This window comes from Rhodococcus sp. NPDC049939 (genome assembly GCF_040656415.1).
GTDB lineage: Bacteria > Actinomycetota > Actinomycetes > Mycobacteriales > Mycobacteriaceae > Rhodococcus_F.
The window spans coordinates 1-11869 of record NZ_JBFAMC010000003.1 but is presented as its reverse complement, the minus strand read 5'-3'; the positions used below and the strand labels follow the sequence as shown (position 1 = coordinate 11869).

The window sequence follows — 11869 nt, the reverse complement described above, 5'->3', positions numbered from 1 at the left end:
GTCAGGCGTTCGCGAGCTCGAGTTCGGGCGCAACGTACGAGTCGTAGAGGCCTTTGGTGTATGAGAAACGCATCTCCGCACCCCACTGCACCAACTGCAAGCAACGCTGCTGCAGTTCAGGTGTGTCCGCATGGTCGAGCACGATCTGGTAGCCGCGCTCGCCGTGCACGACATCTGACGTGATGTGCAGGTCGAAGAACTCGATCTCGTCTTCGGTGAATCCGTACACCTCGCGCAACGGAACAATTTGCTTCCTGTAGATACTCGGAACCTGCGACTCGAGGCCGACCACCAGGGCAGCTGTCGCCACGACGAAGTGCTCACGCTGTGAGACCGCGTAGCACCAGGACTGCAAGCCGCGAGTGATGGCGTTCATGTTCGAGGGGTCCTCGACCCGCTCCTTCGTGGTGCCGCAGCACTCGGCGAACTTGATCAACAGGTCGGTGTGCCGGATATCGGCCAGCTCCTCCTCGTACATGTTCTGGAGCGTGAAGTCCTTGGCGTTGGTGTAGTGATCAGGGGTGTTCGAGTAGATGTTCGCCAAGTAGTCGGCAAAGGGACCGACGTAGTGGTAGTGATTCTCGGCCCACCGAGCGAAGTGGTGCCTCTCGAGCTTTCCCTCAGCCCATGCCTTGCTGAACGACGCATCTTTCGCTTCGCGGCCCTTGATGGCATTTTCGAGGGCTTTGCGGAACTCGTCCCTGGCCAAGAGTTCGGTCATTGTTGTGCCTCATCTTTCTCGAAAGGGAGTACTGATCTTTTGGAAGGTCAATCCGATTGGGGGGAGTTTCGGGCTTCGACTTGCGATGTGCCGGACACGGACACGGTGACTGTGCCGGCGGGTGTGAGTTGATTTGCGGTTGGCGGTGGCGAGAATCTGCGCTCAGCTACGCACAAGGGCGAGCGACTCGAACTCGGCGAGCATGGCTGCTCCGACTGCTTTGTCCTGCTTGCCATTTCCTCCGCTGATTCCTATTCCACCGACGATCTGCCCCTCGAACACAAGGGGAAATCCACCGACGAAAATGGCGAACTTTCCAGGCAGCATGTGACTGATACCGAACGCTTCGTTGCCCGGGAGCGCGGGCCCGTCCGGCGCCTCGTTGAAGAGGTGAGTGGCGCGCTCGTGACCAGCTGCGGTGAAGGCCTTTGCGATTGCGATGTCGACACCGGTGAGGCGCGCTCCCGGGAGTCGGTGCAGCGCCAGGACGTTGCCGCCGTCGTCGCAGACGCACAGAGTCTGCTTGACGCCGATCTCCTCTGCCTTGGCTCGTCCTGCGGCCAACAGCGGAAGCGCGTCGTCGAGGGTGATCCGATGAACCTGATGCATGTCTTCTCCGTTGAGTCGTCGGGAGGAAGTTGATGCGGAGATTTCTATCACCGTCACCGACGAACAACCATGTGCATGATGGCCCGAAAATCGGCAAAAATCAGGGCACAGTGCATAATGGCCCTGGCAGTGCGCTCCGACATACTGCACACTCATCGCTACCCGAGGAGGGGCACGCAGTGGAGAACGCGACGACATCGAACGCAGAGGACGAGCGTCTGTCGGTACGAGGCCTACTCGAGGAGCCCTTGATGGCATCCGCCCGGGTTCTGGCGGGCGAAGAAGGACTCGTGGAGGCCGTCACCTGGTGCCTTCCTTGGAGCGAGGTGATCGACCGGCGCGACTGTCTATCCGACGTCGCCATCTATGCTCGGCCCGAATCCTTGCCCACAAAGCATCGAGAGCTCGAGGCGGTGGCTGCACGGCGGGCAAGTGTTCTCATCATCGACGGATCGGCGCCCCGAGATATCACCTGGCCCGCCAATCTCACCGTGGTGGAACTCGAACTCCCGGTGGGATTTACGGCACTCAACAGACTTCTTGCCGAACGTGCGCTGACGCAGGAAGCGCACGTGATGCGATATGCGGTGACGGTGCACCAGTCTCTCGCTGGATTGCTGCACCGAGGCGCCGGGCTCCCCATGTTGATCCGCGAAGTCGCAACGCTGACGTCGGGTATCGCTGTCGCTCTTGATGTTCGCGGTCACTTACTCGCGCAGGCTGGGCTGCCGGACGTCGAGTCGGAAGATGCCATCGCGCTGCGTGAATCACTCGCCGCCGCGCTTCCACGATTGAACGCGTCGTCATCGGCACACCCGCACAACACGTTCACACATCGACTGGAACACCCGGACGGGCTTTTTGCTCCCACGACGGTGGTAGCGGGAGCCATGCACCTGGCGGGTCGCTACGAAGGGTGGATCGTGGTGATCGTGCCGCAAGCGAACCCGAGGCGGCACGATATCGCTCAGTACCAGGTCGTCGTCGAACAGGCTGGCACCATAGTCGGCACGGAGATGCTCCGCCAACGCAGCGTCGACGAAGCAGAGGAGCGAGCGCGAGGCGACTTCGTCCAGGCGTTGGTGCACGGCAACTTTGTCAACGACCACGACCTGAGTACTCGTGCCGCACTGCACGAAATCGACCTCGATCTACACTACATAGTCTTCGTCGCGCCCGGACTGGTCGACCGATCTGGAGACCATCCCGGGGCCAGCATGGTGCGACTGGCTCGATATGCCGCCGGAGTCCTACCCGCTTCCCCAGCGCGTTCCCACGTTACGGTCATCGGAGACGTGCTCGTGGTCGTACGTTCACTGATCGCCCCGAGCGGACCGCAGCAGGAGTCCGAGATCAACGAGTACGCACGGGCGATGTCTCTGGATCTCGAAAAACGTTTGGGCCAGCGAATTCCCGTGTCGCACGGCCGTCCCGCAGCAGGCGCCCGCGCTATCGGCGAAAGCTACCGCGAGGCCCGGACAACCCTGGGCGTTGCCCAACGACTGGGGCTGTCGGGTTCGGTGGCCTACAACGATTTGCGAGGATTCAACGTCCTCATGCGGGCAGCGGACACGGACGAGAGCCGAAGGCTTGTCCGCGATGTTCTAGGCCCGCTACGGACGTCCAACTCGCACAGCGACAGCGAGGAGCTGCTGTTCGCCTACCTCGAGGAAGGTGGAAACATCAATGCGACATCGAGGCGCCTCGGGATTCATCGGAACACCGTGATCGCGAAGCTGGATCGCATGTCGCGACTCGTCGGGATGGATGTCCGAGTACCGGAGAACCAATTCACATTGTGGCTTGCAGTCCGTCTCGATCTGCTATCCGACGTCAGAGAATCCGTCGATAACGAGATCGTTGCTCAGTACTCAGGCATCCAACGGGTTCTTCCCGATGAAGGATCCTGCTAGTCCGATAGATACGACGACGGCGACCACCGCGAAGAGCAACGCGTACGGCTGGATTGCCAGGTGTGCCGCAATCCCAACCCAGGCAGCGCCCACAGCGGAGCCCCCGAAGCGGATCAGGTTGAACAGCCCTAGACCCGTTCCGACCGCTCCAGCCGGTGACCTCGTCGAACCCGCTGCGGCTGGGGTCTGCACCATGCCGATTCCGACCGCCGCCACCACGAGTACCGCTGCGATGAGAATCGAATTCCGAACGCCGGATGAGAGCGTGATCGCCAGTGCCACTTGGCTACCGATCATGATGACCAATCCGGATCGCATGACCATTCGACCTCCGACTGTGTCGACTACGCGGCCCACGACGGGCGCCACGAACGCCATGACTACTGGAAGCACGAAGAGCAACAATCCTGTCTGAGTGGTCGACAGCCCTGAGTCCGTCAGGTAGAGCGGAAGGGCAAGTAGTACCGCGGAAAGCGTGAACATCAAGACGAAGACGGCCAGTGCACTGCGTAGAAATCTTGATTCGACTGCCAGGTGAATTGGAACGAACGGGTCGGCCGTACGACGACTGTGAACGACGAAGAGAACGAATGCGGCGATCCCGCCGAGAACCAGGGCGGCACTTACGGCACCAGGCACTCGTTCCTGCGAGATCAGGGTGACTCCCAGGACGAACAGGGCCGCACCGAGCGTGATGGCGAATGCGCCGAGCATGTCGAGTTGCATCTTCTTCCCCGGATAGCGGGGTACATAGCGGAGCGTTGCAGCAAACCCGATCAAGGCAATCGGCACTAGAGGTACGAATACCCAACGCCAGCCCCACCAGTCGCTGACCACGCCTCCCAAGGACGGACCGACTGCTTGACCGATCCCGTTCACCGCAGCCCAGGCACCAACTGCACGCGCCCGCCGTGCGGGCCCGAAGAGCCATGCGATCAATCCCATAACCGCCGGCACGATGGCGGCCGCCGCTATTCCGCCGAGAGACCTCCAGATCACCAGGACCAGGAGGGACGGCGCCAGCGCTGCTCCCAGCGAGCAGATCGCAGTCCCGAGCATGGCCGCGCAGTAGACGCGGCGCCGCCCGAACCTGTCACCAGCCCACCCGGCCAGAGGCATCGTTGCCGCGAAGGTGAGAAGAAACCCGACAACGACGAAAATCCCGCTTCCGAGGCCGGAATCGAAGTCGGTGAGGATCGTGTTCAACGGGACATTCACGATGTTGTTGCTCACCGTACCGACAAACGTTCCGGCCAACAGCGCCGCCAGAGCCGGGGAGGTACCGGGACCGAGATCTTTGCCCGTAGAAAGATGCGCCGTGTCAACCGCAGTTTTCATATACGAATCCACTTTCTTTCCAAGATGTGGTCCGGTGATGCCAGCCTCAAGATAGGTTAGGCAACCCTAATGCCAGTACGCAATCGGCTTGAAGAACTCTGCCGAGGATTCCTCTACAGGCGTACGACAACAAGCAATCCAGACAAGAAATTCTGGGCATGCTGCACAGCTGGACCAACTCTCGATGTGCAGTCTGCTATTGCCCTTGCGAACGACCCGGTGCAACATCACAACCCTGTGACTAGAGCCACTAGTCTGTACCGCCTATGTCGAAGGGCACATCGTGGATGTAACTCTCACAGCCGCGCACTGGGTCTACCTCGGGGGAATCATCGTCATCCTCGGGACAATGCTCATGCGGAAGAACATCGTCGTCCCCGCCGTCATCGGCACGTTCCTGACCGCGTTCGTGTTTTCCGACAGCCTCGTAACGGGCCTCGCGTCGATCTTCAACGCCAGCTTGGTAGCCGCACAGGAGCTGTTCAACATCTTCCTGATCATCTCGCTGGTGACGGCAATGCTCGGCGCAATGCGACAGATGGGCGCAGACCGCTTGATGGTCGCGCCGTTCCGACGCATCATGCGTGGTGGAACCAGTAGCTTCATCGTGCTGGCCGCCGTCACCTATACGATCTCGCTCTTCTTCTGGCCCACGCCGGCAGTTCCGTTGATCGGCGCGGTCTTGATACCTGTCGCCATTCGCTCCGGCCTGCCACCGATCACAGTCGGAATGGCGATCGCCATATGTGGACAGGGAATGGCACTGTCATCGGACTACATCATCAAGGTTGCGCCAGGTTTGTCGGCGAAATCCGCAGGAGTCGATCCCGACACGGTCGCCGATCGCGCACTGGTGATGTCTCTGATCGTCGGAATCACAGCGCTCGTCATCGCATATTTCTCCCAGCGCAAGCACATGCGCCAACCCTCGCCGGAGCTACTCTCCGACTGGGAATCACGCGCAGAAAGCGACTTCGGAAAACCTGGCCGCAGCGCCGCACCCGATGGTGATTCGACGTCTCCCGGCACAGCGTCCACAGCATCCGCGACGGATGCCAAGAGAATCGCTTCGAGTTCGCCTGCCACTGCAGCCGCCCCCGGCAGTATCGCCGCAAAAGAAGATGCATCCGGAACAGTTCTCACGCAGCCGGTCGCTGTCTCCTCTCGTCAAGCCATCGAAGAGACCTTCACGAGCTTCCGCGCGGCAAAGGCTTTCGCGATCCTGGTGCCTGTCGCATATCTGGTGTTCATCGTCTATCTCATCATCGGCAAGTTCACCGATCTCGTGCCCAGCCTCCAGGGCGGCGACGCCGCGGCGATGGTGGGTGGAATTGCAGCAATGATTCTGTTTGCCGTAGCTGCGACGAACGACAAGAAGAGCTTCCTCGAAACGACATCCGAGCATCTGATCGACGGTTTGGTCTTCGCGTTCAAGGCGATGGGCATCGTGATTCCGATTGCCGGATTCTTCTTCATCGGCAACGGTGACTTCTCCGGCGCAATCCTCGGCTACTCAGATCCTTCCAGCGGTCCGACGATACTCTTCGACCTGGTGAACGCCGCTCAGTCTCACCTGCCACAGAATGCAGTCGTCACCTCATTCGTCATTCTCCTCATCGGGATGATCGCCGGTCTCGAGGGCTCCGGATTCACAGGGCTCCCACTGACAGGATCCCTCGCCGGTGCGCTCGGACCGGCTGTGGGCATGGACCCCGCGACCCTAGCCGCAATCGGTCAGATGGGAAATATCTGGTCCGGCGGCGGAACACTGGTTGCCTGGTCCTCACTGATTGCGATTGCCGGCTTCGCCCGGGTGCCAGTCCTCGACCTCGCCCGAAAGTGTTTCGTCCCGGTGGTGTCGGGACTGGTCCTGGCAACCGCACTGTCTGTTCTCATCTTCTGAGGTGCCGAGAACTCGGCGCGGTCGACTGCCGTCCAGGCTCACGTGCGCAACCGATCCGCGTTCTCGAGGATGGCAGCACGCAGAGCCTGCTCGGGTTCACTGAGGGCACTGCGCCGGGCCTCGAGCACGAACTCGACGCCAGCAGTGGGAAATGCTTCGCGCACCCGAGTCCGTACCGGTACCAACCCCGCGGGTGGGAGCATCTCAGCGTGATAGACGACGCCCAGGCCGGCAAGGCAAGCTGCCCTGAGTCCGTTCAAACTGTCCGTCACGCAGGCCACGCGGGCACCCCGTCCGGACTCTTTCAGCGCGTGGAGTGCGGCTTCCCTCGTGATCGACGGTATCGGATAGGTCACCAGAGGCACCGGTCCGTCGTCATCCAGCACGAAGTCGGGTGCCGCGAAGAATGCCAGGCGATCAGCCCATACCAGCTCTCCGTGGCGTTCGCCTGGCCGACGCTTCCCGAAGACCAGATCCAATTTCCCATCACGCAATTGACGGAACAGCACCTCGCTCAAGCCGACCGTGAGTTCGAAATCGACGAGCGGATGGCTGCGCCGAAACTCGGAGAGAACTCGGGGAAGTTCGTGTAAAACCAGATCCTCCGACGCACCGAACCGAACCCGGCCCCTGACGCCCGACCGCGTGAAGTAGCGCTCGGCGTCCGAATGCCGCTCGAGTATCGAAGTGGCAAAGCCGACCATGACGGAGCCATCCGAGGTCAGCTCCACCGAATGTGTATCACGCAGAAACAGACGGCATCCCGCGGCAAGTTCCAGCTTTCCCACATGCTGACTGACAGTCGATTGCCTCAAATTCAGGCGCCGAGCTGCCGCAGTGAAACTCCGACTTCGCGCGACCTCGAGAAAACTTCGAAGATGAACGGGATCGAACATACCTATTGCTATCACAATTTAGAATTACAGTAAACGATCTCATCGTCTTTCAAAATATCCGAGAGTCCCCTAGGGTCGAACCATGTTGACCAAGATCCCGCTGCTCGGAAGACTCGACCCGTTCATTCTCGGGATCCTGATCACCGTCGGAATCGCCAGCCTCGTACCCGCGGAAGGTACGGCTTTGACGGCATTCGGCTGGGCAGTCAAGGTGGCCATCGGATTGCTCTTCTTCCTCTACGGAACAAGGCTGTCCTCGCGGGAAGCCCTGCACGGACTACGGCATTGGCGTCTGCATGTCACTATCCTCGCGGCCACGTTCGTGCTATTCCCGATCCTCGGAATCGCCGCCCGGTTTCTCGTCCCATCCATCCTGACCCAACCGTTGTACTTGGGAATCCTCTACGTCTGTCTCCTACCGTCGACGGTTCAGTCCTCGATAGCCTTCGTATCCATCGCCCGCGGCAACGTGCCCGGCGCGATCGTCAGCGCCTCGTTCTCGAACCTTCTCGGCATTTTCGTCACGCCACTGCTCGTGGCGTTGCTGATGACGACTGAGGGGTCTGGTTTCGATGCGTCCTCCGTTGTCGGAATCCTCTTCATGTTGCTGCTCCCCTTCATCGCCGGCCAAGTGGTACAACGCTGGATCGGCACCTGGGTCAAGGAACACGGCGCACCTCTCAAGATCGTCGATCGTGGATCGATCCTGCTGGTTGTCTATGTCGCATTCAGCGAAGGAATGAACGAAGGGATCTGGAGCACGCTGTCCGTCGGCCGACTGTTCGCACTGCTCGTGGTCTGCGCGATACTGCTCGCGATCGTCCTGTCTGTCACCTGGTTCGGATCGACGCGTCTGGGATTCAGCAAGCAAGACCAGATCACTATCACCTTCTGCGGCTCGAAGAAGAGCCTCGCCACCGGTCTTCCGATGGCCACGGTACTGTTCGCCAGCCAACCAATCGGTTTGATAGTGCTGCCACTAATGCTGTTTCATCAGCTACAGCTGCTGGTGTGTGCGTGGATGGCTGGGCGGCTGGCGCGGCGTACTGATGACGACGACGCTGAACTTGCGACGACACGGTCCCGATAGCGGTCCACATTCTTCGTGGCCCCCGCGTTGGGGGCCGTGAAAATCAGTCGGCCAGTATCGCCTTCAGGAAGGTTCTGGTTCGCTCGTTCTGCGGTGCAGTGAAGATCGTGGTGGGATCACCCTCCTCGACGATCCTGCCGGCATCGAACATCATCACCCGGTTCGAGACGTCCCTGGCGAACTGCATCTCGTGCGTAACGATGAGCATGGTGATGTCCGTCGTTTCGGCCACGTTCCTCAGCACATCCAGGACATCGGCAACCAATTCCGGATCCAACGCCGACGTCACCTCGTCGAGCAACAGAATGTCGGGGTCCATCGCCAGCGCCCTGGCAATCGCCACTCGTTGCTGCTGTCCGCCGGACAGTTGCGTCGGATGAGCAGTCTCCTTGTCGGAGAGGCCGACCATGTCGAGCAGTTCGCGGGCTCGTTTCGCCGCCGCAGCCTTGTCTAGGCCCAGGACGTGAATAGGCGCTTCCGTGATGTTCTCGATCACGTTCATGTTCGGAAACAGGTTGAACTGCTGAAACACCATGCCGATGCGGCGTCGAACTTTCCGAAGATACTTCTCCGACGCCGGAACGAGCCTGCTTCCCTTCTGCTCGTGCGTCAGCCGATCGCCCTCGATCCAGATGACACCCTCGTCCACTTTCTCCAACGTCATCAGCAACCGCAGAATCGTGGTCTTCCCAGACCCACTCGGCCCGATCAAAGTGACACGATCTCCGCGCGCCACCTCGAACTTCAGGTGATCGAGTACAACGTGATCCCCGAATCTCTTCACGACATTGTCGAATTGGATCATCGGGACATCGGTGCTCGCATCATTGGGCAAGGCGTTTCTCCAATCGCCGTATCAGTAGAGAGGTCGGATAGCTGGCGACCAGAAAGATCACACCGGCCAGAGTCAACGGTTCTAGGTACTGGAAGTTCCTCGCACCGAATTGCTGAGCGGCCGTGACCATTTCCACCACGGTGATCGCAAACAGGTAGGGGGTGTCCTTGAACATCGACACCGCGTAGTTGCCGAGCGCCGGAACCACCCGCCGAATTGCTTGAGGCAACACTATCGCACGCCACGTTCGGCTCGGGGCGAGTGACAACGCGCGTGCGGCTTCCCACTGGCCGACCGGTACGGCATCGATTCCTGCCCGATAGACCTCGGCCATATATGTCGAATAGTGAATCCCCAGCACCACGATTCCGATTTGGAGCGCAGACAGGTCCGTGAGCAAGTAGTACACGAACAGCAGTTGCACCACCAGCGGTGTCAGTCTGATGAACTCGCTGACTGCGCGGACGGGCCCGCTGACCCAACGTGGTGCCGACTGTCGTATCAGTGCAATCGCAAGTCCGAGGACAGCCGCTATGGCGAACCCCAGGACAGTGGCCAGCAAGGTGATCTTGAATCCGTCGAGGAGTATCGGCAAGGCCTCGAAAGCGCGCTCCCAACTCCATTGAGTGGTCATCTCTTCGCGACCTCCATTCCACGAGGATCGCTCGGAGCGAGGCTGAAGATCTCACGCAAGGACGGCCCCGTTCCCAGACGGTTCTTCGCCCGCACCTCGAGTGCGTTCATCAACAGCGTCAGGAGATATCCGACTACGAAATAGATGACGAGTCCGACACCGAATGCGAAGAGCGTATCTCCCGTGGTCTGCCGCAGTTGATCGATCTCGAATGTCAAGTCTTGCAGGAGAATATAGCTCGCCAGAGCCGTCCCCTTGAGGAGCTGAATCAAGAGATTCGTCAACGGCGGGATCATTTCGGCCCATGCCTGCGGCAAGATGACTCGTCGAAGCCGTTGCCAATGACTGAAATCGAGCGCGGTGGCAGCTTCCCACTGTGGTTGAGGGACCGAATTCACGGCGCCACGTACCACTTCCGCGCCGTACGCTCCGAAATTCAGACCCAACGCCAAAATTCCCACGACGAGAGGTTCGATCAAGAATCCGAACAGCGGGACCACGTAGAAGAACCAGAAGAGCTGAACCAACAGTGAAGTCCCGCGAAAGAACTCGATGAATGCCCTTGCAGACCCTCTGATCACCACGTTGTTCGCCCGAGCCGCCAGTCCGAGCAGCACAGCCAGCGCGAAGGCGACCAACGCGCCCCCCACAGTCAGCTCGAGGGTCACTACGAGACCCTCCCAGATGCCCGGCCAAGCATCCAGGAGAGCGTCGATATTGTCCTTCACTTACCTAAGCCTCCGAGCAGCTCAGCTGACCCCATCGCACAGCTTGGCAGTTGTCAGTGTCGGATCAGGCAGCTCCGCAGCGGTGAATCCGAACTCGCCGACGATGGACAGATACTTGTCCTTGTCGGCGGTGATCTTTTCCAGCTCCGCATTGTAGGCGTCGCGCAGTTCCGCGTCCTCAGTGCGAAATACTGTGCCACCGGCACCGACCTGAGGGACTCCGTCGATCACTGCAACGAAGGATTCGGTTACGTCCACGGGAATCGAGGGGTTGTTCTTCTCGAGCCAGTTCAGCGAGATACCCGTGAGAGCGAACACGTCCGCCCTCCCGTTCGCAACAGCATCCATTCCGTCCTGCGGCGACGCCACCTGCATGGCATCAATTCCCAGTGCTTGAGCGTAGTCCGATTCGATAGCGCCAGTCATCGCGGCCATCCGCACACCACTGTCCTTCACCGACTGCATATCGGTGAGACCTGCAGGATTACCTTCCGGAACCATCAGCGCTGTCGTGTAGTTGAATTCGGGCTCGCTGAACGCCGCCTGCTGGCAGCGCTGAGGCAGGATCGACATTCCAGCACTGACGACGTCGAAACGCCTAGCCTGCAACCCGGGTATCAGCGCACCGAAGTCGGTGTTCACACCCTCAACGGTGTCGATTCCGAGGTTCTTGAAAATCTCACGGTGCAATGCGACCGTCGCGCCGGTCAACTGTCCGTTCTCCTCGAAGCTGTACGGCGCCTCGCCGGCGAACCCAACGGTGACCGTACCGTCTGCTTGGAGCTGCTCTAGGAGCGAACCTCCGCTAGCCGTGTCCGTCGTACTGCAACCCGCCACCGAAGCAGCGGTCGCAACGGCGCCCATGAAAATCGCTGCAGCTCTCACTGCGGAAGCATTCTTGGTCAATTTCTTCGGCACTAGAGATTCCCCTCCATCGACTCACGAATAGTTGGAAGGATCAGCACTGCCTGGACAGCCGATCCCACCAACCAGATCCGCGGGGCAACCTTACCCAGTCGACCGAAGGAGCGCAGAACTTTGAGCCATCTGCGCGACCAGATGCTCCTGAAATGCCGTAAGCCCCCCAACAGTGTTGGGGGGCTTACGGTTAACGGGTGTTCGGCGGTGTCCTACTCTCCCACACCCTGTCGGGTGCAGTACCATCGGCGCTGGAGGGCTTAGCTTCCGGGTTCGGAATGGGA

11 protein-coding genes and 1 rRNA gene are annotated in these 11869 nt (G+C 60.1%); 3 read left to right on the top strand and 9 right to left on the bottom strand.

Features of this window, described 5'->3' with window-relative positions; all coding sequences use genetic code 11:
- Position 1: 1 nt before the first annotated feature.
- Together AB0I57_RS12275 and AB0I57_RS12270 are read right to left on the bottom strand one after the other, a co-directional pair.
- The gene (locus AB0I57_RS12275; RefSeq protein WP_358334978.1) at positions 2-721 is read right to left on the bottom strand and encodes an iron-containing redox enzyme family protein; all 720 of its coding nucleotides are present in this window, start codon (positions 719-721) and stop codon (positions 2-4) included.
- Between the two features lie 162 nt (positions 722-883).
- The gene (locus tag AB0I57_RS12270; RefSeq protein ID WP_358334975.1) at positions 884-1330 is read right to left on the bottom strand and encodes a heme-binding protein; all 447 of its coding nucleotides are present in this window, start codon (positions 1328-1330) and stop codon (positions 884-886) included.
- 179 nt (positions 1331-1509) lie between these two features.
- On the opposite strand from AB0I57_RS12270, the gene AB0I57_RS12265 reads away from it, so the two are divergent.
- Positions 1510-3243 (top strand): helix-turn-helix domain-containing protein, encoded by a 1734-nt coding sequence (locus AB0I57_RS12265; protein ID WP_358334972.1) that lies wholly within the window; start codon positions 1510-1512, stop codon positions 3241-3243.
- Here the strand turns inward: AB0I57_RS12265 and AB0I57_RS12260 are convergent.
- Positions 3202-4581 (bottom strand): MFS transporter, encoded by a 1380-nt coding sequence (locus AB0I57_RS12260; protein WP_358334969.1) that lies wholly within the window; start codon positions 4579-4581, stop codon positions 3202-3204. The two genes, AB0I57_RS12265 and AB0I57_RS12260, sit on opposite strands and share 42 nt — an antisense overlap.
- 283 nt (positions 4582-4864) lie before the next feature.
- Between AB0I57_RS12260 and AB0I57_RS12255 the strand changes: the two genes are divergently transcribed.
- A complete protein-coding gene (locus AB0I57_RS12255; protein WP_358334966.1) occupies positions 4865-6484 on the top strand; it encodes a hypothetical protein in 1620 nt (539 codons plus the stop codon).
- Between the two features lie 38 nt (positions 6485-6522).
- On the opposite strand, the gene AB0I57_RS12250 is transcribed toward AB0I57_RS12255, so the two are convergent.
- A complete protein-coding gene (locus AB0I57_RS12250; protein WP_358334963.1) occupies positions 6523-7380 on the bottom strand; it encodes a LysR family transcriptional regulator in 858 nt (285 codons plus the stop codon).
- An 82-nt stretch (positions 7381-7462) separates the two neighbouring features.
- On the opposite strand from AB0I57_RS12250, the gene AB0I57_RS12245 reads away from it, so the two are divergent.
- Positions 7463-8470, top strand: a complete 1008-nt coding sequence (locus tag AB0I57_RS12245) for a bile acid:sodium symporter family protein (protein ID WP_358334960.1) — start codon at positions 7463-7465, stop codon at positions 8468-8470.
- 43 nt (positions 8471-8513) lie between these two features.
- Here AB0I57_RS12245 and ehuA read toward each other — a convergent pair whose 3' ends face one another.
- From ehuA to rrf, 5 genes are all read right to left on the bottom strand, one after another.
- Positions 8514-9275 (bottom strand): ectoine/hydroxyectoine ABC transporter ATP-binding protein EhuA, encoded by a 762-nt coding sequence (gene ehuA / locus AB0I57_RS12240; RefSeq protein WP_358336389.1) that lies wholly within the window; start codon positions 9273-9275, stop codon positions 8514-8516.
- Between the two features lie 19 nt (positions 9276-9294).
- Positions 9295-9939, bottom strand: coding sequence for an ectoine/hydroxyectoine ABC transporter permease subunit EhuD (gene ehuD, locus AB0I57_RS12235; RefSeq protein ID WP_358334957.1), 645 nt, complete (start codon positions 9937-9939; stop codon positions 9295-9297).
- Positions 9936-10667: an ectoine/hydroxyectoine ABC transporter permease subunit EhuC gene (gene ehuC, locus AB0I57_RS12230; RefSeq protein WP_358334954.1), complete on the bottom strand. Its 732-nt coding sequence runs from the start codon at positions 10665-10667 to the stop codon at positions 9936-9938. The genes ehuD and ehuC overlap by 4 nt, the downstream gene beginning before the upstream one ends.
- Before the next feature lie 21 nt (positions 10668-10688).
- Positions 10689-11531: an ectoine/hydroxyectoine ABC transporter substrate-binding protein EhuB gene (gene ehuB / locus AB0I57_RS12225; RefSeq protein ID WP_358336386.1), complete on the bottom strand. Its 843-nt coding sequence runs from the start codon at positions 11529-11531 to the stop codon at positions 10689-10691.
- A 253-nt stretch (positions 11532-11784) separates the two neighbouring features.
- Positions 11785-11869 (bottom strand): 5S ribosomal RNA (gene rrf / locus AB0I57_RS12220); the annotation flags it as partial.

Coding starts and splice junctions, on each gene's coding strand:
- AB0I57_RS12275 (WP_358334978.1), bottom strand. CDS start 721: ATGACCGAACTCTTGGCCAGGGACGAGTTCCGCAAAGCCCTCGAAAAT.
- AB0I57_RS12270 (WP_358334975.1), bottom strand. CDS start 1,330: ATGCATCAGGTTCATCGGATCACCCTCGACGACGCGCTTCCGCTGTTG.
- AB0I57_RS12260 (WP_358334969.1), bottom strand. CDS start 4,581: ATGAAAACTGCGGTTGACACGGCGCATCTTTCTACGGGCAAAGATCTC.
- AB0I57_RS12250 (WP_358334963.1), bottom strand. CDS start 7,380: ATGTTCGATCCCGTTCATCTTCGAAGTTTTCTCGAGGTCGCGCGAAGT.
- AB0I57_RS12245 (WP_358334960.1), top strand. CDS start 7,463: ATGTTGACCAAGATCCCGCTGCTCGGAAGACTCGACCCGTTCATTCTC.
- ehuA (WP_358336389.1), bottom strand. CDS start 9,275: ATGATCCAATTCGACAATGTCGTGAAGAGATTCGGGGATCACGTTGTA.
- ehuD (WP_358334957.1), bottom strand. CDS start 9,939: ATGACCACTCAATGGAGTTGGGAGCGCGCTTTCGAGGCCTTGCCGATA.
- ehuB (WP_358336386.1), bottom strand. CDS start 11,531: ATGGGCGCCGTTGCGACCGCTGCTTCGGTGGCGGGTTGCAGTACGACG.